Genomic DNA, 24,064 nt, shown 5'->3' with positions numbered 1-24,064 from the left:
CGCACAGCCGGTCCATCTGAGCATCGAGCGCGGTGAAGACCTCCACGATCTCCTCACGCGTGCTCGCTGCCATGCCCCACAGTCTAGGAACACCCACCGACAAGAAACCCACAGTGACGCAAGGGGTTAACGGTCACCACGAGCAGACGCAAAAGCCCCCCGAAAGGGCCCAAAGAGGGGGCTTTTGCGTCTGCTCGCGCAGGCTAACCCAGCGCCCTGCGGTAGCGGAGTTCGACCAAGGTGGCGCCCGCGACGGTCCTGGTCTGCCGCGCACCGTCCGACACCCAGCCGTCGCGCTCGTAGAACCGAATCGCGCGGGCATTGCCGTCCAGCACCCACAGGGCGGCCTCGGTGTAGCCGTCGGCGCGCAGGCGCTCTCGCGCGGCGGCGAGCAGTAGGCGCCCCACGCCAGTGCCCCAATGTTCGGGATCGACGTAAAACGCCGCCAGTTCACCGGCATTCGACAGGTCGTCACCGCGATACGGGCCCATGATCGCCAGGCCACGGACGGTGTCTCCGTCCACCGCGACCAATGTCACCGGTCGCCCCGGCCCGGTGCGCTGGAAGCCGTATTTCGCCGCCCAGACCTCGGGCTTGAGGCTGTCGAGGTAGGCCTGGGGGATCAGTCCGCGATAGGCCACCTGCCAGGACCGCACGTGCACCCGCGCGACCGCCGGCGCGTCCTCCGCACAAGCCGCCCGGATTTCCGTCAACCCTGCCGCCTGGGTCGCGGGCGATCGCCGGCGAAGCCGCGCACCACGTGCGCGCTGACGAACTCGGCGACGACGTCGGGATCGTCCATATCGCGGATCGGCGACGCGGTGCTGAACAACGAGAAAAGTATGCGCGAGAACCACTCTCCGGCCGATTCGACGTCGAGGTCCTTGCGCACCTCGCCGGTGAGCTTGGCCGCTGAAAGATAGGGCGCGAAGAAGTCCACGCATTCGCGCAACAACACCGCGGCGTCCTTGGTCAGAAGCAGGCTGATGGCGTCTTCGTCGAAGTACTCCTCCGATGCGATGGCGCGCCGCGCCTGCGTCACGAACACCGCTGCCTTGGAGAGCTTTTCCTCAAGCGACCCGCCGCCGGCCATCGCCCGGGACATCTCGCGGTAGAACTGCTCGGAGGCGTGCTCGGCGCAGGCTTCCAGAATGGCGCCCTTGTCACGGAAGTATTCGTAGATGGTGCTGCGGGATACGTTGGCCTCCTTGGCGATATCGACGATCGTCGTCTTCAGCAGGCCATGCTTGCGAAAACAGGCGTAGGCGGACTCCAGGATGAGTTCACGGGTCTCGCTCGCCTGGGAAACGGAGGACTGGGTCATCAGGGCACCAGCGCGCCCCGGGGCACCAGACCGGCATCGGCCGACGCGAACGCGTCGTTGACGTCGGCGAGGCGGAACGGCTTGGGCATCAGCCGCTCGAACGGAAAGCTGGTGTGCGCCAGGAAGGATAGGCCCACCGCCAGCGTTACCGGCTCGTAGAACGACACCCCGCGGATGGACTTGTTGCCATAGACCAGCGCGCTGGGGTCCATTTCGAAGGTGCGGCCCATCCCGACGTTGCCGACCTCGAGCAGCGTGCCGCCATTGTTGAGGAAGCCGACACCGTCGGGAATGACGCCGGGCACGCCGACGACCTCCAGCACCCAGTCGGCGCCGATGCCGTCGGTGTGCCGGTGCACCTGCTCGGTGACTTCCCAGGCCGACAGGCCGCTGGCGTCGATGCACCGGGTGGCACCGAAATCCGATGCTACCGAGAGGCGCTCGGCAATCTTGTCGATCACGATCACCTCCGCGGCGCCGGCGGAACGCGCTACGGCGGCCGCGTTGATGCCCAGGCCGCCGGCGCCCTGGATGACGACGGTATCGCCCAGGCGCACGTCGCGCAAAGCGAACAACACCTGGGCCAGCGCGCAATTCAGCGGCGCGACGGCCTCGTCGGACAGCTCCTCCGGCACCTTGTACAGCGGCTGGCGCCGGGTGGTGTAGTAGTACTCGCCGTAGGCGGCGACGAAGTGTGGTGCCTGCTCATGCGTGCGGTATTCGCCGGCCATCAGGTTCTGGCACGCGTACGACCGGCCGCGCACACAGGCGTGACACTGCCCGCAGAACCAGAAGTAGGGCGTGACGACGCGGTCACCGACCGCGAGCGGCTGCCCGGCCGCATCGCAACTGAGGCCCTCGCCGAGTTCGGCCACCTCGCAGACCATCTCGTGACCCATCGCGAAAGGGCAGGGCAGCGGCAGCTCACCGCGGAAGATATGCAGGTCCGATCCGCAGATGCCGGCCATCCGTAGCCTGAGCGCCGCGGTTCCGGGAGCCGGTGTGGTGAGCGGGAAGTCGGCCAGCTCGATCGGTCCGCCGTGGGCGGTCAGCACTGCGAGCTTGGGCATGATGCTCCCCTCTAGTTGGCCGGTGCGAGGATCAGGCCGCTGGTGGGCACGCCGGTGCCCGACGTGACCAGTACGTGCTCGACGTTGTCGACCTGGTTGTGCGACGTGCCCCGCACCTGGCGCACGCCTTCGGTGATGCCGTTCATGCCGTGGATGTAGGCCTCGCCAAGCAGGCCGCCGTTGGTGTTGATCGGCAGTTCGCCGCCCAGTGAAAGGCGTTCGACGGTGGCGAAGTCCTTTGCCTCACCGCGCCCGCAGAAGCCGAGCTCCTCGAGCTGGGTGAATACGAACGGCGTGAAATGGTCGTAGATGAAAGCCGTTTGGATGTCTTGCGGCTTGAGGCCCGAATCGCGCCACAGCTGCTCGGCCACCACCCCCATCTCGGGCAGCCCGGTGATGTCGTCGCGGTAGTAGCTGGTCATCATCTCGCCGTTGTAGGCCGCGCCCTGTGCCGCCGCGGTGATGACCGCCGGCGGCTGGCGCAGGTCGCGGGCGCGTTCGGCGCTGGTAACCACCAGAGCGACGCCGCCGTCGCTCTCCTGGCAGCAATCCAGCAGGCGCAGCACCGGTTCGACGATCCAGCGTGAGCTCTGGTGGTCTTCCAGGGTGATCGGGCGCTCGTAGAACCAGGCGTCGGGGTTGCGGGCGGCGTGCGCCCGGTCGACGACGGCGATCCGGCCGAAATCCTCGTTGGTGACGCCGTACGTCGACATGTAACGCTGGGCGTGCAGCGCGACCCAGGCCGCGGGAGTGATCAGCCCGAACGGCGCGTAGTGCGCCATGAACAGTGGGGTTTCCGCGCTGGTGCGGCCGCTGCCGCCGAACCGGAAGCCGGACCGTTCGTTGAAGGCGCGCCAGCAGACGACGACGTCGGCGACCCCGGTGGCGACGGCCATCGCCGCGTGCACGACGGTGCCGGCCGCGGCGCCGCCGCCATGGTGCACGCGGCTGAAGAAGCTCAGGTCACCGATGCCCACGTTGCGGGCGATGTCGATCTCGTCGCTGGCGTCCATCGTGAACGTGACCATGCCGTCGACGTCGGCGGGCGACAGGCCCGCGTCGTCCAGCGCGGCGCTCACCGCCTCGCACGCCAATTGCAGTTCGCTACGGCCGGATTCCTTGGAGAACTCGGTCTGGCCGATCCCGGCGATGGCACAGCTGCCGGGCAGGCTGCTGGGGCGCGAGCGGCTCATGCGGTTGCCTTTTCGGACGACCCGTCGAGCAGGCTGAGGATCGCGGTGCCCGAGACGTGGTTGCCGAGGCTGTTGGCGCCGGCGAACGTCACCTCGATGAAGTTCTCGCCTTCAGTCCCTTCGGTTTTCCCGGTCACGCTGCCGGTGAAGCGCAGCGGGTCGTCCGGAAACGACGGCACGCCAAGGCGAATGGACAGGTTCTTGACCATCGCCTCTGGGCCGGCCCAGTCGGTGAGGAACCGCACGCAGTACCCGTTGGTGGTCAGGATGTTCATGAACAGGTTGGGGGAGCCCTGCTTGTTTGCGTAGTCGCGGTCGTGGTGCACCGGCATGAAGTCGCGGGACGCGATCGCGCCGGCGACGATCATCGTTGTGGTGATCGGTACTTCGAGCGGGGCGACCTCGTCGCCGACCGAAATGTCCGCCCACTTGAGTGTCGTCATGCCTGTCCTTCCGAATAGGTCGCACCGAGGCTGGCCAACTGAGCGGCGGCCGGCCCGAGGCTGAGTTCGTTGTTTTTGGCCCAGAGGAAGTAGCGGTGCAGGGGATAGCTGATGTCGATTCCGATGCCGCCGTGGACCTGCTGGGCGGTGGCGGCGACGCGGGCGCCGGCCTCGGCGGCCCAGAATTTGGCGATCCGGGCGGCCCGGTCTGTCAGTGTCAAGGGCCGCTCACGGGCGATCAGCCACGCCGCGTGCCAGGTGGTCCAGCGGATCGCCTCGACATCGATGAACGCGTCGGCCATCCGCTGCTGCACCGCCTGGAAGCTGCCGATCGGGCGCCCGAATTGCTCTCGGCCCGTGGTGTATTCGGCCGCGATCCGCAGCGCCCGCTCGACGACGCCGAGCTGGATGGCGCAGAGCCCCACCAGCGCACGGCAGTGCAGCGACCCGACGTCGCCGCGCAGCCGGTCGCCGTCGGAAACCACTGCCCCGTCCAGCAATACGTCGGCGTACGGTTCGCGGTCGGTGGTCCGTACCGGCCGGATCTGCACACCGGGGGCGTCGGCCGCGACCAGGAACAGCCCCGGCTCGCCGTCGTCCGTAGACGCCGGAATCAGCACGGTATCGGCGAGTTGGGCGGCCGGCACCAGTTCCTTTGCGCCGTCGAGGCGCCAGTTCGGGCCGTCGCGGCGCGCGGTGGTGGACGGCATGCACGGATCCGAGCGGCCGGGCTCGGCCAGGGCGGCGGTCAGGATGCGTTGGCCGGCAACGACGCCGGGCAGGAACCGTTGCCGCTGTTCTTCGTTGCCGTGCCGGGCGATCGGGTCGGCGCCGAGCAGCAGCGTCGGATACACCGGTACCGGCGCCACGCTCCAGCCGATCTCGGCGAGCAGCACGCCGAGTTCCACGAAACTCCCGCCGTTTCCGCCCACCGACTGCGGCAGGGCGACGCCCAGCAGGTCGGAGGCCGCGAGTTGCCGCCACAGCGTGTCGTCGTAACGTGTCTCGCCGGATTCCAGCTCCGTCAGTCGTTCGGGCGTCGCGCGCCGCTCGAACAGATCGCGGGCCAGCTTGGAGATGGTCTCCTGCTCTTCGGTGAAGGTGAAGTCCATGTTCTCCCCTGGTCTATCCGCTCGCGCGAAACTGGTGCAGCACCAGGTCGTTATCGAAAGCCTGGTAGTACACCTCGACCGGCATTCCGACCGTGATGTCCGCCGGGTCGATGTCGGTCAGGTTGGACACCACCCGCACGCCTTCTTCGAGTTCCACCAGCGCCACGACGTAGGGGTAGTCGAAGAACGGGAACCGGGGCTGGTGCGGCATCACGTAGCTGTAGACGGTGCCCCGGCCCGACGACTCGATCGGCGACCAGTCCAGCGAGCGGCAGCGGGGGCACATCGGGCGGGGCGGGTGACGCAGTTCGCCGCATCCGCCGCAGCGCTGGATCAGCAACTTGTGTTCCCGCAGCCCGTTCCAGAAGAATTCGGTGTCCGCGCTGATCGTCGGCGCCATCCGGGTGGCCATCAGTTGGCCGGCCTGAATCGCAACACGCGGAATCGCTGCCGCCCCAGCACTTCACCGTCTTGGTTGGTGTAGGTAGTCAGCCAGGTCAGGAAGAAGCCGGTGCCCAGCGCGGTCTTCTTCTCGTCGGAGACCGACTCGTACACCGCCGTCGCGCTGATGACGTCGCCCAGCCGGGGATACCGCTCGATCTCGAACTCCGAGTTGGTCGCCACCGTGCTGGTGTAGCCGGCCTCGTCCAGGAAGGCGGTCGGGTTGGACTTGATCACCATGGGGGCGCCGCCGCGTTCGCCGATCCCCTCGAGCAGCGGCGACGGCATGGTCCAGGTCTGCAGCATCACCGGCGGGGAGACGATCCCACCGAACCGCGACGCGGCCGCGAATTCCGGGTCGAGGTAGACGGGGTTCATGTCGGCCAGCGCGTACGCCCAGTGCCGGATCATCGGCTGGTTGACGGGATCCGGTGCCACCGTGGGCTTTCCGCTGCCACCCGTGGGCTGGCCCACGAGCGCGCGGACCTTGGCGGCGACGGTATCTGCTTCGGTCACTTGTGGTCGTCCTCCTACTTAGTCGAAGCTCGCAGGTCGCGGGGTGCCCGCGGCATGAGCAATCCGGCCATCGCGATGATGTCACGCTGCAGTTCGTTGGCTCCGCCGCCGAACGTGTTGATGACCGCCATCCGGTACGCCGACTCCAGCGCGCCGCGCAGGGGAGCGTCGGAGCCGTGGCGTAAACCGTTGCGGTCGAGCACTTCCAGCAGCTCGCGGGCGACCTGCTGGGTGAGCTCGGTGCCGAATACCTTGGCGGCCGACGCTTCCCCCATGCTCAGGACGCCCTTTGTCATGGCCGCGTTCACCCGCAGGTTGACCAGTTTGTAGGCGGCCACCTGCGCCTCTACCCGGGCCAGCGCGAGCTGCACCCAGGGCTGGTCGATGACGCGCCCTCCGTCAAGCTCGGTGGCCCTGGCCCAGGCCAGCGTCTTCTCGAACAGCGGCTCCAGAGCGCCGAGATTGCCCAGGGCCGCGCGTTCGAAGTTCAGCTGGGTGGTGATCAGCTGCCAGCCCAGGTTCTCGCCCGCGACGATCGCACTCGCCGGGACCCGCACGTCGTCGTAGAAGGTGTAGAACGTGGACACGCCCGGCATGGTGTGCAGTGGCCGCCAGGAAAAACCGGGCGAGTCGGTGGGGACGACGAATATCGTAATGCCCTTGTGCTTCTTGACGTTCGGGTCCGTGCGGGCGGCGAGCCAGATGTAGTCGGCGTAGGCGGCGCCGCTGGTGAACATCTTCTGGCCGTTGATGACGTAGTCGGAGCCGTCACGAACGGCCGTCGTGCGCAGCGATGCCAGATCGCTGCCCGCCCCGGGCTCGGAGTAGCCGATCGCGAACTCCACGCTGCCGTCCAGGATCGCCGGCAGGAACTTCTGCTTCTGCTCCTCGGTGCCGTACTGCATCAACGTGGGCCCGACGGTGTTCAGCGTCACCAGCGGGATCGGCGCGTTGACCCGGCGGGCCTCCTCGGCGAAGATGAACTGCTCGATCGCCGTAAATCCGCGTCCGCCAAACTCTTTCGGCCAGCCGACGCCCAGCAGGTCGGCCGCCGCCAGGGCCCGCACGCAGTCCCGCACCGCGGGCCCGCCCTCGAGCCGTTCGCTGACCGCGGCCGTGCGTTCGGGCGTCATCACCTGTTCGAGCGTGGCCCGGATCTCGGCGCGCAGCTGCTCCTGTTCGGGGGTGTATTCGAGTTGCACGTCTCAGGCTCCCAGCCGGACCGGCATCCGCTTGACCCCCGGCACCATGGTGGCCCGCATCCGGTCCACCTGACCGACGAGCTCCAGCGTGGGGAAGCGGCGCAGCAGCTCGTCGAACAGGACCGTCGCCTCCAGCCGCGCCAATTGCGCACCGACACAGGAATGTTCGCCGCAGCCGAAGGCGATGTGCGGGTTGGGGTGGCGGGTCACCTTGAACTCCTCCGCGTCGGGGCCGAAGATGTCCTCGTCGCGGTTGGCCGACCCGTACAGCATCACCACCACCTCGCCCTCGCGGATCAGCCGGCCGCGGATCTCGACGTCGGCCGTCGCGGTGCGGGCCATGTGGACCACCGGGCTGTTCCAGCGCAGCATCTCCTCGACCGCGCTCGGGATCAGGTGGGGATCCTCGACCAGCAACCGGCACTGGTCGGGGTGTTCGATCAGCGCGAGCGTGCCCAGCGCGATCAGGTTGCGGGTGGTCTCGTTGCCGGCCACCAGCAGCAGGAACGCGAAGTTGAGCAGCTCCTCGTCGGAGAGCCGGTGTTCGTCGATCTCCGCCTCGGCCAGCACCGACAACAGGTCATCGCGCGGCTCGGCGCGGCGGGCGGCGATCAGCTTCTGGAAGTACTCGAACAGCTGCCCGATGGCCACGAACGGGTCGAGCTCGATTTCCGGGTCGGCGGTCCCGGTGGCCGCGTCCGACCACGCGCGGAATTGCTCCCAGTCGTCCGGCGGCGCGCCGATCAGCTCGGCGATCATGCGGGTGGGCAGCGGGGCGGCGATCTCCTCGGCGAACTCGTGCACCGAACCGGGTTCGATGCCGTCGAGGATCCCGCGCACGATCTCGCGGATCTTCGGTTCCAGCACGGCCACCCGGCGGCGGGTGAAGCCGGAGTTGATCAGCTTGCGCATCTGCCGGTGCCGGGGCGGGTCGCTGAAGATGAGGTTGCCCTCCTGCACCGGGCTCGGCATCGCCGGGTCGGGGATCGTGATGCCCTTGGTCGACGAGAACAGCGCCGGAGTGCTCGACACGTACCGGATGTCCTCGTACTTCAGCAACGCCCAGAAGTTGGTGACGTCGTTCCAGCACACCGGTTCCCGGGCGCGCAGCTCGCGATAGGCGGGGTAGGGGTCGCCGGCGTAGAAGTCGGGGGAGTGCAAAGGGATCGCAGTCTGCACGGGCCGTCTCCGTATCCGACAGATTGAAGCAATCTGTCCTGTGAAGTGTGTCTACCCGCAGCCGTCCTCGACTGTCAATACGGACCCAAGGCACTGGTATAGCCACGAATTCACGTCTCAGACGATTGACGGCGGAGTCTCGCGGGTGTACACCGGACGGTTAGATGACCGACGCGTGGCGTGAGGAAGCAGATGACGACGGTTTCAAAGCTGCCAAAACTGGTCGACACCTACCAGCTCTACATCGACGGGCGATGGGTCGAGCCGGACGGCGGTCGCTACGAGGACATCTCGCCCGCCACCGAGCAGGCCATCGCCACCGCTCCCGACGCGGGCGTGGGGCAGGTCAGCGAGGCGATCGGCGCCGCGCGGCGGGCGTTCGACAGCGGGCCGTGGGGCACCATGAGCGCGCAGGAGCGCGCCGGCTGCCTCAACCAGCTCGGCGACGCGCTGATGAAGCACGCCGACGAGTTCTTCGCGCTGTCGCAGGTGGAGTGGGGCTGCATCGCGAACGAGCGGATGATGCAGATCGACGGGGCCGCGTTCATGTCGATGCACGCCGCCCAGCTCGCATCGCAGCTGGCCGACCAGGAGGTCACCGGGATCGGCGCCGGAAAAACGTTGCTGCGGCACGAGCCGCTGGGCGTGGTGTCCATCCTGACGCCGTGGAACTTCCCGCACTGCCTGAACGTGATGAAGCTCAATAATGCTCTGGCAGCGGGCAATACGGTGGTGCTGAAGCCGTCGCCGCTGACCCCGCTGGCCGGCCTCGCGCTGGCCCGGCTGATCGACGAGCACACCGACATCCCGCCCGGCGTGGTCAACGTCGTCACGCCGTCGGGGCTCGAGGCCGCCAAGCTGCTGACCACCGATCCGCGGATCGACATGATCAGCTTCACCGGCAGCTCGGTCGTCGGTCGCCAGGTCATGTCCGCGGCGGGTGACAGCCTCAAGAGAATCCTGCTGGAGCTGGGCGGCAAGTCGGCGAGCATCATCCTCGACGACACCGTGGTCACCGACGAGATGCTGGCGCAGATGCTGTTCGACTGCTGCTCGTTGCACGCCGGGCAGGCCTGCATCCTGCACAGCCGGCTGTTGCTGCCCGACTCGCTGCACGACGACGTCCTCGACCGGCTGGCCGCGCTGGCCCGTCAGGTGAAGGTGGGCGACCCGACCGATCCGGATGTGCAGATGGGGCCGCTGATCAGCGCGGCGCAGCGCGACCGCGTCGCCGCACTCGTCGACGGCGCCGTCAACGACGGGGCCAAGCTGGTGACCGGCGGCGGGCGGCCCTCCGATCTGGACGTCGGATTCTATTTCGAGCCAACGATTCTCACCGAGGTCGGCCCCGATTCGACCCTTGCGCAGGAGGAAGTCTTCGGGCCCGTGCTGTCGGTGCTGCGCTACCGCGACGACGACGACGCGGTGGCGATCGCCAACAACTCCCGGTACGGCCTGTCCGGCGCGGTGTGGGGTGCCGACACCGACCGCGCCGTCGGCGTCGCCCGGCGCATCCGCACCGGCCAGATCGCGGTCAACGGCGTCGGCCCGGGCGATGCGCCGTTCGGCGGCTTCAAGCTGAGCGGTCTGGGGCGCGAGGGCGGGGGCATCGGCGGACTGCACCAGTACATGGAGAAGAAGGCCATCGGGGTCCCCGCGTGACGGGACCCCTCGCCGGGCTCCGCATCGTCGAAATCGCGACCGAGATCTCAGGTCCCTACGCCGCAAAGCTTTTCGTCGACCTCGGCGCCGAGGTCGTCAAGATCGAGCCGCCCGACGGGGATCCGCTGCGGTACTGGGGACCGTTCCGCGGGGGAGTCGTAGATCCGGAGCGCTCCGGACTGTTCGAATACCTCAACGCGGGCAAGGGCAGCGCCACTTTGGCCGAGGCATCCGCACTCCTGGCCGACGCACACATCCTGGTCGAGAACCTGCCGCCGGGAACCCTGGACGACTGGGGACTGCGGGATGTCAACCCAAACCTGGTGTGGCTCAGCATCTCCCACTTCGGGCAGACCGGACCGTGGCGGGACCGCAGCGAATCGCCGCTGACAATGCAGGCGGTATCGGGCTGGGTCAGCCCCCGAGATCCGCAGCGCCCGCCGGTGCAGGCCGGTGCCCGCATCGCCGAGTACGTCGCGGGGGCGTACGGGGCGCTGGGGGCGTTGACGGCGTTGCGGCTGTCGGGTCCGGGCCGCGTGGTCGACGTGTCGGAGTTCGAGGCGTTGCTGTCGGCGCTGCCGTACCCGATGCTGATGGCAGAGCGCATGCGCGGCCTGGGGCTGCCGACGAATGTCAAGGCGGGACCCTTGCTGGGCGTGGTGCGGGCCGCAGACGGCTGGGTGGGCATCAACTGTCTCACCGGGCAACACTGGCTCGACGTGTGCGCGATGCTGGGATTGCCGGAGTTCGGCGAGCACCAGATCTCGATCATGCTGGGTGGCCCCGAACGCGCCGAGTTCTTCGACAAGGCATTGCCGTTGCTCGCCGAGCGCACCGTCGCCGAAATCATCGAACTGGGTCAGGCCATGCGCATTCCGACCGCGCCGGTCAACGACGGAGCCACCGCCCCGGAGTCGCCGCAGTACGCCGAACGCGGCTTCTACATCGAGAGCGGCGGTGTCCGACGGCCCGGGGCGCCGTTCCGGATGTCCAAAACGCCGGTGGGCCGACCTGGTCCGGCGCCGTGCCGGGGGGCTGGGGCCCGCTGGTCTTCGCATGCTGAATCATTCTCGCCGACAACGGGTCCCATGCCGTTTACCGGGTTGCGCGTGCTGGACTTGAGCACATTCTGGGCCGGCGCCTACCTCACCTGCTACCTCGGCGCATTCGGCGCCGACATCGTCAAGGTGGAGTCCATCCAGCGCCCCGACGGGTTCCGCTACTCGGGCGCTTACCCTTTCGAGGGCGACGACTGGTACGAGCGCAGTGCACTGTGGCAGGCCACCAACCTGAACAAGAAGGACATCACCCTCGACCTGAGTACGCGCCGCGGCCGCGACATCGCCCACCGGCTCGCCGCGGACGCGGACGTCGTCGTGGAGAACTTCTCGCCGCGGGTGGTGGAGCAGTTCGGCCTCGATTACGACTCGCTGGTCGAGCTGAACCCCGAGGTGATCGCCGTCCGCATGCCGGGCTACGGATTGCAGGGCCCGTGGCGCGACTACGTCGGCTGGGCACTCAACTTCGAACAGACCTCCGGAATGACTGCCGCCACCGGCTACGCCGACGGGCCGCCGTGCAACCTGCAGGGGCCGGCCGACCCCGTCGTCGGCGTACACGCCGCGGTCGCGCTGCTGGCGGCGATGGAACATCGGCGTCGCACCGGCGAGGGTCAGCTGATCGAGATCGCCCAAATCGAGGTGGCCGCATGCCTGACCGCCGAGCCGGTGATCGAGTACTCGATGAACGGTGTGGTGCGGCCGCGGGAAGGCAACAGGCAGCGCGGCTGGCTGCAAGGTGTTTACCCGACCAGTGTCGAGAACGGCTGGGTGGCGCTGTCGGTGCCCGACACCGGAACGCTGGACCACGACGTGTTCGACGAACTCGTCGCCGCCTGGACCCGCACCCAGACCGCGGACGCCATCGTCGAAAGCCTTAGAGCACAGGGTATTCCGACTGAAGGCGTCACCACCGGCACCCAGATGTACGACTTCGCCCAACTCGACGCCCGGGGATTCTACGAGGAGTTCGAGCACCCGATCACCGGGGCGTGGCGTTTTCCCGGCTGGCCGTTTCGCATCACGCCAGGGCCCTCCCGGCACCACCGCACCACGCCGCCGACCCTCGGGCAGCACAACGACGAAATCCTGCGCGGGCTCGGCCTTTGCGACGCTGCCATCGCCGAATTGCGGGAGGGTCGAGTTATCGGGGAGCGGGTGCTGAGCTGACGGTATCTACCGGTCCGACGAGGAGTCTTTGGGCAGCAACGCCAATTGGCGACTTTGGACGACGACCTGACCGGTGGCGTCGAGGACGACATGGTCCTGCTCGAACCAGGTGTCGCCGAGGACGGTTGAGCTGGCCATTACGCGCATCCAGCCGGGGGTGGGGCGGCGCCGTAAATAGGTGGTGAGTTGGACGGTCGGGGTCCAGCCGAAGATGCCGCAGTTCACTGTCACCCGCGGGGCGATGTCGCCGGCCATGATCGCAAAGAGCGTTGCGACGGCGGAGTCGGCTTCGTCATCGGCAAACGGGCGAGCCCACATCCGGTTGAGCGGGGCACCCTTTTGCCCACTGAGGAAGCCGGCGGTGGCGGCATCCATCAGTAGCTCGCATCCTTGGCCCACGTGGAGGATCTTTCCCAGCAGATGTGTTGCTGAGACGCGTATGGCGTCAGCGGGCGGCTGGACCGGCATGTCCGACACGGGCAGCGCTTCGACGTGTCGTGGGGGCTTTGTGTCGACGGGACCGAGGGTGACCGAACAGGTCACCGCGGTGCATTCGTTCTGTGAGAGTTCCACATCGACGAGGCATACCTGTCGTCCGCGCCGGCGGAGCTTCGTGGTGAGCTGCACCTCGCCGGGATCTGGAGGGCTGATGTAATTGGCGCTCAGCGCAACTGGCACCAAGTCAGCCGCATCGCCGATGCTCCGACGTGCGGTCGCGGCGCAGATCGCCATCATGCAGCCGCCGTGCACCTTGGGTCCGATGGTCCACGTGGGATCGACGGTGGCGCGGTAGACCCCATTACCGAGGTCATGGGTGGTGGTGAGGTCGGTGAAGGGTCGGCTGCTGATCATTGGTGCTCGGTTGCGTTCCGATTCTGGGTCAGAGTTTGGTGACGGCTTGGACGCCAGCCGCGTCCGTGGGCCGCCTTTTGGGCTGCCGTTGTAGTCTCTCGCGCCGTCGCCTCGGCGTTGCTAGGTGGTGTTAACCGGACTTGCCGTCGCCGCCGGCGGCGGGGGTGAAGGCAAAGAACGCCCCGCCGCCCGCGCCACCCACGCCGGCGTGGTTGCCGCCTGCGCCGCCGACCACGGCAAACAGCTCGGCGCCGTTGTTCCCGCCGGCGCCGCCATCGACACCGTTTTGGCCGGGACCCCCATTTAGAGACGTGCCAGTCGATCCCGCTGTGGCGCCGCCGCCACCACCACCGCCGGTGCCGCCCGGTGCGCCGACGCCGCCGGTGCCGCCGGTCCCGCCGCCACCCGGAACGAAGGCGTCGCCGCCCGCGCCGCCGTTTCCGGCGGTACCGCCGGGACCGCCGGCCGCGCCGCCTCCGCCTCCGCCTCCGCCTGCGGAGCCCCCGCCGGCCGCGGCGCCCCCGCCTCCGCCGCCGCCTCCACCGCCGGTGCCGCCGGTCGCGCCGGAGGCGTTGCCGCCTCCGCCGCCGCCTCCGCCGAAGCCGCCGGCGGCGACGGCCTGGGTGATGCCACTCGCCGCAGGTCCTCCGTCGGCGCCGTCGCCGCCGTTGCCGCCGTTGCCGCCCGAGGCCCCGCCACCTCCGCCGTCGCCACCATGGCCACCCGCGCCGCCGCCACCACCGCCACCGCCGTACCCGAAGGCGGTAGCGGTGCCGGTGGTGTTCGTGCCCCCGAAGCCGCCATTGCCGCCGTTACCGCCGTCACCGCCTTGGCCGCCGGTGGTGCTACCCGCGCCGGGCGCCCCGCCGGCACCGCCGGTTCCGCCGTTGCCGCCGGCCCCGCCGGCCGCGCTGACATCGTTGAAACCGCTGGGGACGCCGGTGAACTCGCCGCCCATGCCGCCGTCGCCGCCGGTGCCGCCGGTACCGCCTTGGCCGCCGGCGCCGCCACCCACTCCGCCGATGCCCGCACCGCCGGTGCCGCCGGTACCACCAGCACCGCCGCCGCCGCCCGCACCGCCGATGACCGGCGAGATTCCGGGCGTGCCGAGGATGCCAGTGCCGCCGCCACCGCCTTTGCCCCCTTGACCGCCGACGCCGCCGGTGCCGATGTTGCCGTCAGCGCCGCCGTCGACGCCCGTGCCGGCCGCACCCGCGCCGCCGCCGGTGCCGCCCTGGCCGCCGCCCGCACCCAGGCCGCCGGTGCTGCCGGTGTTGGTGCCGCCCAGGCCGCCGGTGCCGCCGGTCCCGCCGATGCCGCCATTGCCGCCGTTGCCCCCGCCGACGCCGTCGATGCCGGCTCCGCCATTGCCGCCTTTACCGCCGTCGCCGCCCTGGCCGCCCAGCTGACCGTTGGTGGGGTTGGGGTCGTCGGTGCCGGCGATGCCGGCCCCGCCGTGGCCGCCGTTGCCGCCGTCGCCGCCAGTGCCGCCGTGGCCGGTGTTGCCGTTGGCGCCGCCGTCAGTGCCCTGACCGGCGGCCCCGGCCTTGCCGCCGTCGCCACCGTCGCCGCCTTTGGCGCCGTTGCCGCCGGTGGTGCCGGTGTTGTCGCCGCCGTTGCTGCCGTTGCCGCCGTCACCGCCGAGGCCGCCGTTGCCGCCGGCCCCGCCGCCGGCTCCGCCGATGCCGGCCCCGCCGTCACCGCCCTGGCCCCCGCCGCCGCCTTGGCCGCCCGGGCCACCTCCGGTGGGGCCGAGGTTCGCGCCGTTACCGCCGTTGCCGCCCGCGCCGCCATCGTCGTCGGGGACCGCGGGCCTGGTGCCCGACATGCCGTTGACCGTGTTGTTGGCGCCGTTGCCGCCGGTGCCGCCGTTGCCGCCGACGCCGCCCGTGCCGATGTTGCCGTCAACGCCGCCGTCGGTGCCGGTACCGGCCGCGCCCGCGCCGCCGCCGGTGCCGCCCTTGCCCCCGTCGGCGCCGATGCCGCCGTCGGCACCCAGGCCGCCGGTGCTGGCGGTATTCGTCCCGCCGTGGCCGCCGGTGCCGCCGGTCCCGCCGCTGCCGCCGTTGCCGCCGTTGCCGCCGCCGACTCCGCCGATGCCGGCTCCGCCGTTGCCGCCTTTACCGCCGTCGCCGCCCTGGCCGCCCTGCTGACCGTTGGTCGGGTTGGGGTCGTTGTTTCCGGCGCCGCCGTCCCCGCCGTGGCCACCGTTGCCGCCGTTGCCCCCCGTGCCGCCGTGGCCGATGTTGCCGTCAGCGCCGCCGTCGACGCCCGCGCCAGCCGCACCCGCGCCGCCGCCGTCGCCGCCGTCGCCGCCCTTGGCGCCGTTGCCGGTGTTGGTGCCGCCGCCGCCGGTGGTGCCGGTGTTGTCGCCGCCGTTGCTGCCGTTGCCGCCGTGACCGCCGGTGCCGCCGTTGCCGCCGTGGCCGCCGCCGACTCCGGCGATGCCGGCTCCGCCGTCACCGCCTTTACCGCCGTCGCCGCCCTGGCCGCCCTGCTGACCTGGGTCGGGCGTGGCGCCCGACATGCCGTTGACCGTGTTGTTGGCGCCTTTACCGCCGTCGCCGCCGTTGCCGCCGACCCCGCCGTGGCCGATGTGGCCGTTAGCGCCGCCGTCGACGCCCACGCCGGCCGCACCCGCGCCGCCGCCGTTGCCGCCGTCGCCACCCTTGGCGCCGTTGCCGCCGGTGGTGCCGGTGTTGTCGCCGCCGTTGCTGCCGTTGCCCCCGCTACCGCCGAGCCCGCCGCTGCCGCCAAGGCCGCCGCCGACTCCGCCGATGCCGGCGCCGCCGTCACCACCTTTACCGCCGGCCCCGCCCTGGCCACCCTGCTGACCTGGGTCGGGCGACGCGCCCGACATGCCGTTGACCGTGTTGTTGGCACCGTTACCGCCGGTTCCGCCGTTGCCGCCGGTTCCGCCGGCGCCGATGTTGCCGTTAGCGCCGCCGTCGGTGCCGTTACCGGCCGCGCCCGCGCCGCCGCCGGTGCCGCCCTTGCCGGCGTCGGCGCCGTTGCCGCCGGCGGTGCCGGTGTTGGTGCCGCCGTCACCGCCGGTGCCGCCGGTCCCGCCGTTGCCGCCGTTGCCGCCGGCACCGCCGCCGACTCCGCCGATGCCGGCCCCGCCGTCACCGCCGTGGCCGCCGGCCCCGCCCTGGCCGCCCTGATGACCCCCGGTCGGGGTGAGCGGGTCGTCGGTGCCGGCCAGACCGGTGCCCCCGATGCCGCCGGTCCCACCCGCGCCACCGGCGCCGCCACGGCCGATGTCGCCGGCCGCGCCGACAGTGCCCAGGGAATTAGTCGCCACGGTTACCGCGCCACCGGCGCCACCGGCCCCGGCGTGACCGCCGGTCCCGCCGGTCCCGCCGTCACCGCCGTTGGCGCCAACACCCGTGGCATCACCGCCGAATCCGCCCATCCCGCCGACCCCGCCGGTCGCGCCGTCACCGCCGTGCCCGCCGGCGCCGCCGATGAGTGCTTGATCGGCCCCGCCGGCCCCGCCGGCCCCGGCGGCCCCACCGGCCCCGCCGGCCTGTCCGGTCACACCCGCCGGCCCCACCCCACCCGAGCCCCCGGCACCGCCGCCACCGCCGTCACCGCCGGCCCCGCCGACCCCGGCCACCGACACCCACTGCCGATTGGCCCCACCGGTCCCGCCGTCACCGCCGGCCCCGCCGCCCTGCCCGGTCTGGGCTGCGCCCGCACCGCCGCTGCCGCCGGCCCCGCCAGCCCCGCCGTTACCGCCGCCCAGGTACCCGTTGGCCCCGCCGGCCCCACCGGCCCCGCCGTGACCGCCCGCGGTCGTCGCGTTGCCGCCCGCCCCGCCGGCCCCACCGGCCCCGAACAGCCCCGCCGACCCACCGGCCCCACCGGCCCCGCCGGCGGCACCCGATCCGCCGTTGCCGCCGTCACCCAGAATCCAACCGCCGTCGCCCCCCGCCAGACCGCTACCCGCGGCCTGACTAGCCCCGTTGCCAGCCAACGGGCGCCCCGTCGCCAACTGCACCGGGGAAAACAGCGTCAGGTTCTGAGCCTCTTGCACCAGACTGTGCAACAACGACACATTGGCCGCCTCCCCGCCGGCATAGGACCCCGCACCGGCCAGCAGCGACTGCACAAACCCGGCATGAAACGCCGCGCTACGCGCGCTGAGCGCCTGAAACTGCTGCCCGTAAACACCGAACAACCGCGTCACCGCCGCCGACACCTCATCACCGGCCAACGGCACAATCCCAGTCGTCAACGGTGCCGCAGCCGCCGCCGCCGCCCCCAACGCCTCACCAATCCCACTCAGATCCCCCGCCGCAGCAACCAAAACCTCCGGCCCCACCAACACATAAGACGACATCTCGACCCCTCATCTAGCTAACCGACGGACAATTCTGCGACCGATGCCCTCACGCCGGTCTTCAATTGACACGCGTGTGGTTGAGGAATGGTGTGCCAAAGCCGCCACTGCAGAGAGGGCCGGCGTCGCCGCGCGACGCGGACCGTGTCGCCCCCACGGCTGGTCGGTTTCATCGACTCCCCGATGCCGCCCAGGTCTGCCGATGTTCTGTGAAAGACATCGGGCGTTGCGACCATTAGCAACGACATGGTGCTCCTAAAGTCCTCAGGCCACATCCATAGACGAGCCCGAAACACTACATACCGTCTTACGCGCATTCGGTGAGACGCGCAGCCGATTCGTGATTTGCCTGCTAACTGTTTTGAGGCGCGATGCGGAATGCTGCGCCGAATCCGCCCTTCTCTGATGTTCATGACTTTGCTGACGTGAATCACGTTGCATCACAATGAGATACGTCATGAACTTCTCTCATCAGCGTCAATGCCGCCTGCCACTTATAGCGCTCGCCGCAGCATTGTTGACGGTGATGCGAAGCTTTTGCAGGTGGTGAACTGACACGTTGTCGGAAACCGCGCCGACGTCCGCCCTGTCCAGGCTCTCCGCGGCGCTAACGCACGGTCGCTCCATCGCGCCCACCGCAATCAGCAACTCATCACGACGAGGCGCCTCGTCGGCGTAGAGGACATAGGTGGACGCGCCGTCGGTTGCCGTCGGAAAGGGCTGCGACCGCGGTTGCTGGGTCTGGTCCGTGGAGCACCGCCGCGCCGGACGAAGCTTCCTCTACCGCTGCCCAGCGCTGCATGGTCAAGCCCTGGGCTCGCGCGACACGTGAGTGCAGCCATAGCCCTCGGATGAACGCCACCTGTGTCCGCGCGTGCGCCATCTGGTGCTCCTTGACCTTGATCCCCGCTGTCTCGCGGTGACCTGAAAAGGGTGGCGCCTAGCGGGCGAGCCGGGATCAGTCAGATGACTCAATCGTGTTAGCTGCAGCATCGAGGGCAGCGAGAGCGTCATGCAATCCCGCGCGTCTGGTGATGCCCAACTTTGGGAAGAGCCGATATAGGTGCGCACCAACGGTCCGCGGCGAGAGACTCAACTGCCTGGCGATCTCTTTGTTAGTCAGTCCTTTTGCGGCCAGTTCGGCGATACGACGTTCCTGCGCGCTGAGCGGAGCAGGGCCCCCAGCGGGAGAGTGGTGCACTGCGGTGCCCGCGGCGCGAAGTTCACTGCGTGCCCGTTGGACCCACGGTTGCGCACCCAAGCCAGCGAAGATTTCCGCCGCCGCACTCAGCGCCACCCGAGCGGCGCCGTAGTGGCGCAAACGGCGAAGGCGCATCCCGTAGGCCAGGCGAACACGGGCGTGTTCGAACGGGAAGGAAGTGATCGAGGGGTGCTGTAGCACCTTTTCGAACAGTGCGGGCGCCAGCTCGCCCGAGGCGCACAAGGCCGCTGCAGCGCCCGTCGCAATGGCCAGTCGGGGTGTGGCGAGAGCAAATTTCAGATCTTCCGCCGCCTGCAGATGGCGGCGCGCTTCGTCTAACCGGTCCGTGTGTACGGCTGCCTCGACCAAATCGAGCAAGGTACGGGGCGCGTGCAGCGAGTACGGCGGGAACTCGCCGGCTGCGGAGATTGCGGTGGCGTGCAGATAGGCCGATTCATAATCACCTTCGGCAAGACTGCACAGGACCGCGATCTGCTGGGCGTTGCCCACGCAGAAGCCCACGCGCCGCGGCTCGGCCCAAACCCGCACCTCCGCGGCAAGCTCGCGCGCCCGCACCAGATCGCCCCGGAATGCTGCCAGCAAACCTAGATAGCTTCTGAACTGACAGCCGAACAGGTCGTAGCGATGCTGACTGCACAGCGAGACACCCCGTTGGCCGGAGCGAAGCGCCTCCGACCACTGACCAGCCGCCATTTGGTAGACCATGACCAGCGCAAGCGTCGCGAGCGCGATGGTGGCAGCACCGCCATGGATTTCGCGGTCGACGATACGGGCCAAAGCCGAGCGAAAATCGTCGATCAGGTCCACGTAATAGCCCGAGAGGGCAAGCCGCATCACATCCCAAGGTTCCAACTCCGGCAGCCGATTCAGCTGTAGGTTCAGCCGTTCTCTCACGGTGTGGCCGCGGCGCGCGGCATCGGCCCACGCGTCCCGGTAGATCAGAGTCAACTCGCCCAGCCGGCTGGCCAGAGAGTTCACGAGGCTGTCGGTGACTCTCCACTGATCCGGATCCCCGGTGAACATGTTGGCCGCGAGCAGCAAGTTGACCATTCGGGTGAGGGTTTCGCCGTTCAGGTCATCAGCGGATTGCAATCGCTCGACGAGCCGCTGATGGGCCGTGGTCAGGTCGCCGTAGCGATACAGCGAGATGAAAGACGAGGTAAGCACCGCCGTTCCCGACGCGTGCGTCCCCAGATCCACATCGGCGAGCAGCTGCTCGGCCTCGTCAAGTTGCGCGGCTTGCAACGCGACGAAGGCTGCATCTGCCAACAGTTCCTCTCGTCGTCGCGGTCGCACACACAATTCGGCGGCGCGACGGAGGGACCGAACCGCCTGCCGTGCACCGCCGAGCCGGATCGTGACTTCGGCTGCCCTGACGAGGGCATCGGCAACCGCTTGATCCGGACCGACGGTGGCATCGGCAAGGTGTGCGCCGTGCCGTACCACGTCATCGGGATAAAGGTCAGCGAGAAATGCGTGAGCAGCGCGGCGATGCGCAGCGGTCGACGCTTGAATCACCGCGGCCCGGACCAGCGGATGCCTGAACACCATTTCACCGCGGCTGTCGATCATCAGGATGCCGGACTCGACGGCAGCCTCTACGCCCTGCATCACGTAGCGGGTCCGCGGCGGTGCACTCGCGACACCGGCGGACGCTGCCCCATCGAGGGCCCCACGAAGGAGCTCAGTCTTCGCGGCCTCGTCGAGGTCCTTCAGCCTGGCGCCGAAGATTGCGACCAGGCGCTGAGTCAGCGGCAACGGTGTTTCGGGGGTCCACGCGTTCTTCAGGGCGCACCTAGAGAGTTCGGCCAGCGCCAGCGGGTTCCCTGCGGCCTGCTCGAGCACCGCACGACGGGCTGGCGGTGCTAGGTCGACTCCGAGTTCGTCCAGAAAGCTCGCAGAGTGCTCGGCGCCGAACGGACCCAGCAGCAGCTGTGGCCATCCTCCTTCGGACAGCGGGTTAGGAACTTCATTGCGGCACGCGCCAATCAATCTCACCGTGGCCACGTCGAGCCGCCGGCCGGCCATCGCAATCACCCGCGCGCTGACGTCATCGAACCAATGCGCATCATCGAGAACCACCAGCAGCGGCTCAGCCTCACCGACCATTGTCAAGAGGTTTAGCAAAGCAAAGGTCAGCCCGCTAACCGATGGCGCCTTATCCGACGACACGCCCAGTACGGTCTGCAAGGTGCGCTGATCCTCGACCCCAAGGGCGCCCATGAAGTCCCGCAGCGGATAGACGAGCTGGCTTAACCCCGCCAGCACGAAGGCGGCCTCCGCTTTGACTCCGCTGCATCGCAATACCCGTCTACCCTGCGCGGCCGCTCGTTCCGATAGCTCCTGTACCAGCATTGACTTGCCGACCCCGGCATCACCCCTCAGCAACAGGCCGCCGCACGAGCCGCCATCGTCGAGGAACGACTCCATGGTGGCCAGCTCATCGACCCGATCGATCAACCGGTCACCACCGGGGTTCGGTTCGGCCGAAAACGTGGACACGCTTAGCCCGCTTCGGTGATCACGTGGAGTGGGCGCCCGTTGCACGTCGGCGAGCGCATCTCGCGGACTGAATGTTTGCGCACAAGACGGCGATGACTGGTCAAATTGTGAGTTGCCGCAACAATTTTCATTGTCATTGGGGAGACATGCCGGTAGTGGTGCTCAAGCTTGATGTTCGACCATCGCGACGCTGGGCACACGCCGTCAAAGAACCGGTGGCTTCCATTGAGCGGCAGCGCCCATTGGTGGCGCGTGAGCACCCGTCGCGGATCCACGCAGCTAACATTATCGCCATTTCCTGAGCTCAGGCAGGTGATTCCCGGACGAACCGTGTCGATGCGACCCGTGAGCAAGCACCGCCGCTCTCCTTCTCAGGCTGGATGACGGCTCGTTCCCGTCGCCTCAAGGCGATACACATTAACAAAACATGCTTCGCAGACGGTGCACTCACGATATTCACCAAATCGCGCGTTGGCCCTGCACGCGCGTCACGTCAGATCGCAGCAGATTCACAGTGCATGACCGGTGCGCCAGCAGAGACTAAAAATGCTGTGCTCCATGGTATTTCGCGATAATGCATTGTTGTCGGTGCTCCGAAGCGTCGCGCGATCCGCCTTGCAGGACAACTGACTTACTATGCCGGAAAGGGATTGACCACAGTGTTTCGATTTGACGCCGTCGTCCTGTCGGCGTGGCTGCGGAGCGCAGCAACTGCTCGCCTTGGGTAGCGGGAAGTCGTGGCGCCGCTTACTGCTGATCCACGGTTATCCGTTCAATCCCTATGACTCGCAGTCGATCTGGCAAAGGTCGTCCGCTTCCTCAATGGCCGCTACGTTCACCGCAACCGATGGGTGCCCATATGGCTGGTCGCTGTGCCGAAGTGATCCCGACGCCGAGGTGGTGATGCTCGCCGATGGCATCGGGCATTGGCTGCAGCTCGACGCGGTGCTGACACTTCTTCGCCCACGTCGACCGCGTTACCACGGGCGAACGTCCGGCAGGGCATAAGCCAGAAACGTTTTACCGCGGCGTCCACACATGCAATGCTGCTCGGCATGGTCATCGCGATAGCCCGCCCCAAGCTCGAAGGAAACATCGCGGTCGGTGAGGACCGCCAGATCAGCTTCGCCGAGTTCGGTGACCCGCAGGGGCGCGCCGTCTTCTGGCTGCACGGCACCCCGGGCGCCCGCCGGCAGATCCCGACCGAGGCCCGCGTCTACGCCGAAGACAACGGCATCCGGCTGATCGGCGTCGACCGGCCGGGCATCGGCTCGTCGACGCCGCATCGGTACGAAACCATCTCGGCCTTCGCCGACGACCTGCGGACGATCGCCGACACGCTCGGAATCGACAAGATGGCCGTCGTCGGCCTTTCCGGCGGCGGTCCCTACAGCCTGGCCTGCGCCGCGAAGCTGCCCGACCGGGTGGTGGCGGTCGCGGTGCTCGGCGGCGTGGCGCCCACGCAGGGGCCCGACGCGATCAGCGGCGGTGCCATGACGCTCGGCCTGCGGGTGGCGCCGCTGCTGAAGTTCGGCGGCAACCCGCTGCGGATCGGCGCGAGCTTGCTGATCCAGTCGATCCGGCCGGTCGCGTCGCCCGCCCTGATCTTGTATGCCATGGTCTCGCCCGAGGCCGACCGGCATCTGCTGACCCGCCCGGAGTTCAAGGCGATGTTCCTCGACGACCTGCTCAACGGCAGCCGCAAGCAGTTGGCCGCGCCGTTCAACGACGTCATCCTGTTCGCCAAGGACTGGGGCTTCCGCCTCGACGAGGTGAAGGTGCCGATCAAGTGGTGGCACGGCGACCACGACCACATCATCCCGTTCTCACACGGCGAGCACGTGGTGTCCCGGCTGCCCGACGCCGAGCTGTTCCATTTGCCGGAGGAAAGCCACCTGGCCGGGCTGGGCCGCGGCGAGGAGATCCTGTCCACGCTGATCAAGGTCTGGGACGAGCGGGGCTGATAGCCGTGGCCGAGCAGGTGCCGTCGCTGCCCCTCTACCTCAGTGACATACCGCGCGCAGTGGTCGAGTACGGGGTGCTGGTCAGCGCGCTGCCGCTGCACCGGAAGTTGCCGACGGGCGACGGGCACCCGGTCCTGGTGTTGCCCGGTCTGCTCGCCGCCGACGGCTCCACCTGGACGTTGCGCCGCATCCTGCGCCGGCTGGGATATCGGGCGCATGGCTGGGGGCTGGGCCGCAACATCGGCCCGACGGCCAAGGCGGTCGCCGGAATGGCCGCGCGCCTCGACGAGCTGCACACCCGCTACGACGCCCCGGTCAGCCTCATCGGCTGGAGCCTGGGCGGCATCTTCGCGCGCACGCTGGCGCGTCGGGACCCGTCGCAGGTGCGTCAGGTGATCACGCTGGGCAGTCCGTTCGCGATGGAACACGAACGCCAGTCCCGGGCCGCGCGCAGCTTCAACCGCTTTTCGCACCTGCACGTCGAGCGGCCCCCGCTGCCGCTGGCATCCGAGGCCGAAGCATTGCCGGTGCCGGCGACGTCGATCTACTCGCGGTTCGACGGCATGGTCGCCTGGCGGGCGTGTCTCGAGCGGCCGTCGGCGCGCGCGGAGAACATCGCGGTGCTGGCCAGCCACATCGGCTACGGCCACAACGCGGCCGTGGTGTGGGCGATCGCGGACCGGCTGGCGCAGCCGGCGGGGCAGTGGGCGCCGTTCCGGCCGCCGTCGGTGCTGCGGCCGCTGTATCGCTTGGCGGACGCGCCTGCGTGGCCCGCACGTCCGTCGCCGAGTGTGCGGCCGGCTTGACGT

At 69.0% G+C, this 24,064-nt stretch carries 17 protein-coding genes; 4 read left to right on the top strand and 13 right to left on the bottom strand.

What is annotated here, in order from left to right; translation table 11 throughout:
• Positions 1–203: 203 nt before the first annotated feature.
• The 10 genes from AC5Y5V_RS12925 to AC5Y5V_RS12880 are packed head-to-tail and all read right to left on the bottom strand — an operon-like array spanning position 204 to position 8,480.
• Positions 204–713 (bottom strand): GNAT family N-acetyltransferase, encoded by a 510-nt coding sequence (locus tag AC5Y5V_RS12925; RefSeq protein ID WP_499935333.1) that lies wholly within the window; start codon positions 711–713, stop codon positions 204–206.
• A complete protein-coding gene (locus AC5Y5V_RS12920; protein ID WP_499935330.1) occupies positions 710–1,324 on the bottom strand; it encodes a TetR/AcrR family transcriptional regulator in 615 nt (204 codons plus the stop codon). The genes AC5Y5V_RS12925 and AC5Y5V_RS12920 overlap by 4 nt, the downstream gene beginning before the upstream one ends.
• Positions 1,324–2,394 (bottom strand): zinc-binding dehydrogenase, encoded by a 1,071-nt coding sequence (locus tag AC5Y5V_RS12915; RefSeq protein ID WP_499935328.1) that lies wholly within the window; start codon positions 2,392–2,394, stop codon positions 1,324–1,326. The genes AC5Y5V_RS12920 and AC5Y5V_RS12915 overlap by 1 nt, the downstream gene beginning before the upstream one ends.
• Before the next feature lie 11 nt (positions 2,395–2,405).
• The gene (locus tag AC5Y5V_RS12910) at positions 2,406–3,587 is read right to left on the bottom strand and encodes a lipid-transfer protein (RefSeq protein ID WP_499935326.1); all 1,182 of its coding nucleotides are present in this window, start codon (positions 3,585–3,587) and stop codon (positions 2,406–2,408) included.
• Entirely contained in the window at positions 3,584–4,030 is a 447-nt protein-coding gene (locus tag AC5Y5V_RS12905) for a MaoC family dehydratase (RefSeq protein ID WP_499935324.1), read from the bottom strand. The genes AC5Y5V_RS12910 and AC5Y5V_RS12905 overlap by 4 nt, the downstream gene beginning before the upstream one ends.
• Positions 4,027–5,142 carry an acyl-CoA dehydrogenase family protein gene (locus tag AC5Y5V_RS12900; RefSeq protein WP_499935319.1) on the bottom strand — a complete coding sequence of 372 codons (1,116 nt, stop codon included), beginning with the start codon at positions 5,140–5,142 and terminating at the stop codon, positions 4,027–4,029. The genes AC5Y5V_RS12905 and AC5Y5V_RS12900 overlap by 4 nt, the downstream gene beginning before the upstream one ends.
• 13 nt (positions 5,143–5,155) lie before the next feature.
• Positions 5,156–5,554 (bottom strand): Zn-ribbon domain-containing OB-fold protein, encoded by a 399-nt coding sequence (locus AC5Y5V_RS12895; protein ID WP_499935317.1) that lies wholly within the window; start codon positions 5,552–5,554, stop codon positions 5,156–5,158.
• Positions 5,554–6,099 carry an FAS1-like dehydratase domain-containing protein gene (locus tag AC5Y5V_RS12890; RefSeq protein WP_499935315.1) on the bottom strand — a complete coding sequence of 182 codons (546 nt, stop codon included), beginning with the start codon at positions 6,097–6,099 and terminating at the stop codon, positions 5,554–5,556. The genes AC5Y5V_RS12895 and AC5Y5V_RS12890 overlap by 1 nt, the downstream gene beginning before the upstream one ends.
• A 14-nt stretch (positions 6,100–6,113) precedes the next feature.
• Complete coding sequence (locus tag AC5Y5V_RS12885) at positions 6,114–7,301, bottom strand: acyl-CoA dehydrogenase family protein (protein ID WP_499935312.1); 1,188 nt, start codon at positions 7,299–7,301, stop codon at positions 6,114–6,116.
• Positions 7,302–7,304: 3 nt separating this feature from the next.
• Entirely contained in the window at positions 7,305–8,480 is a 1,176-nt protein-coding gene (locus AC5Y5V_RS12880; RefSeq protein WP_499935309.1) for a cytochrome P450, read from the bottom strand.
• A gap of 192 nt (positions 8,481–8,672) precedes the next feature.
• On the opposite strand from AC5Y5V_RS12880, the gene AC5Y5V_RS12875 reads away from it, so the two are divergent.
• Together AC5Y5V_RS12875 and AC5Y5V_RS12870 are read left to right on the top strand one after the other, a co-directional pair.
• Positions 8,673–10,142, top strand: a complete 1,470-nt coding sequence (locus AC5Y5V_RS12875; RefSeq protein ID WP_499935307.1) for an aldehyde dehydrogenase family protein — start codon at positions 8,673–8,675, stop codon at positions 10,140–10,142.
• On the top strand, positions 10,139–12,370 hold the full coding sequence (locus AC5Y5V_RS12870) for a CaiB/BaiF CoA transferase family protein (protein WP_499935305.1): 2,232 nt from the start codon (positions 10,139–10,141) through the stop codon (positions 12,368–12,370). Before AC5Y5V_RS12875 ends, AC5Y5V_RS12870 begins: the two co-directional genes overlap by 4 nt.
• Positions 12,371–12,376: 6 nt before the next feature.
• On the opposite strand, the gene AC5Y5V_RS12865 is transcribed toward AC5Y5V_RS12870, so the two are convergent.
• From AC5Y5V_RS12865 to AC5Y5V_RS12855, 3 genes are all read right to left on the bottom strand, one after another.
• Positions 12,377–13,222: a thioesterase family protein gene (locus tag AC5Y5V_RS12865; RefSeq protein ID WP_499935303.1), complete on the bottom strand. Its 846-nt coding sequence runs from the start codon at positions 13,220–13,222 to the stop codon at positions 12,377–12,379.
• A gap of 130 nt (positions 13,223–13,352) precedes the next feature.
• Positions 13,353–17,567 (bottom strand): PE family protein, encoded by a 4,215-nt coding sequence (locus AC5Y5V_RS12860; RefSeq protein WP_499935301.1) that lies wholly within the window; start codon positions 17,565–17,567, stop codon positions 13,353–13,355.
• 958 nt (positions 17,568–18,525) lie between these two features.
• Positions 18,526–21,291 (bottom strand): AAA family ATPase, encoded by a 2,766-nt coding sequence (locus AC5Y5V_RS12855; protein ID WP_499935299.1) that lies wholly within the window; start codon positions 21,289–21,291, stop codon positions 18,526–18,528.
• A 1,055-nt stretch (positions 21,292–22,346) separates the two neighbouring features.
• Between AC5Y5V_RS12855 and AC5Y5V_RS12850 the strand changes: the two genes are divergently transcribed.
• Both AC5Y5V_RS12850 and AC5Y5V_RS12845 read left to right on the top strand, forming a co-directional pair.
• Complete coding sequence (locus tag AC5Y5V_RS12850; RefSeq protein WP_499935297.1) at positions 22,347–23,255, top strand: alpha/beta fold hydrolase; 909 nt, start codon at positions 22,347–22,349, stop codon at positions 23,253–23,255.
• Positions 23,252–24,061: an esterase/lipase family protein gene (locus tag AC5Y5V_RS12845; protein ID WP_499935360.1), complete on the top strand. Its 810-nt coding sequence runs from the start codon at positions 23,252–23,254 to the stop codon at positions 24,059–24,061. Before AC5Y5V_RS12850 ends, AC5Y5V_RS12845 begins: the two co-directional genes overlap by 4 nt.
• The last annotated feature ends 3 nt before the right edge of the window (positions 24,062–24,064 follow it).

It is taken from the genome of Mycobacterium sp. NGS68, from assembly GCF_059812195.1.
The sequence above is the reverse complement of the archived record's forward strand: the minus strand, read 5'-3'. Positions and strand labels throughout refer to the sequence as shown.

What these genes read in the sequence shown, in the direction of transcription:
- AC5Y5V_RS12920 (WP_499935330.1), bottom strand. Translation starts at nt 1,324, where the DNA reads ATGACCCAGTCCTCCGTTTCCCAGGCGAGCGAGACCCGTGAACTCATC.
- AC5Y5V_RS12915 (WP_499935328.1), bottom strand. Translation starts at nt 2,394, where the DNA reads ATGCCCAAGCTCGCAGTGCTGACCGCCCACGGCGGACCGATCGAGCTG.
- AC5Y5V_RS12910 (WP_499935326.1), bottom strand. Translation starts at nt 3,587, where the DNA reads ATGAGCCGCTCGCGCCCCAGCAGCCTGCCCGGCAGCTGTGCCATCGCC.
- AC5Y5V_RS12905 (WP_499935324.1), bottom strand. Translation starts at nt 4,030, where the DNA reads ATGACGACACTCAAGTGGGCGGACATTTCGGTCGGCGACGAGGTCGCC.
- AC5Y5V_RS12900 (WP_499935319.1), bottom strand. Translation starts at nt 5,142, where the DNA reads ATGGACTTCACCTTCACCGAAGAGCAGGAGACCATCTCCAAGCTGGCC.
- AC5Y5V_RS12895 (WP_499935317.1), bottom strand. Translation starts at nt 5,554, where the DNA reads ATGGCCACCCGGATGGCGCCGACGATCAGCGCGGACACCGAATTCTTC.
- AC5Y5V_RS12875 (WP_499935307.1), top strand. Translation starts at nt 8,673, where the DNA reads ATGACGACGGTTTCAAAGCTGCCAAAACTGGTCGACACCTACCAGCTC.
- AC5Y5V_RS12865 (WP_499935303.1), bottom strand. Translation starts at nt 13,222, where the DNA reads ATGATCAGCAGCCGACCCTTCACCGACCTCACCACCACCCATGACCTC.
- AC5Y5V_RS12860 (WP_499935301.1), bottom strand. Translation starts at nt 17,567, where the DNA reads ATGTCGTCTTATGTGTTGGTGGGGCCGGAGGTTTTGGTTGCTGCGGCG.
- AC5Y5V_RS12850 (WP_499935297.1), top strand. Translation starts at nt 22,347, where the DNA reads ATGGTCATCGCGATAGCCCGCCCCAAGCTCGAAGGAAACATCGCGGTC.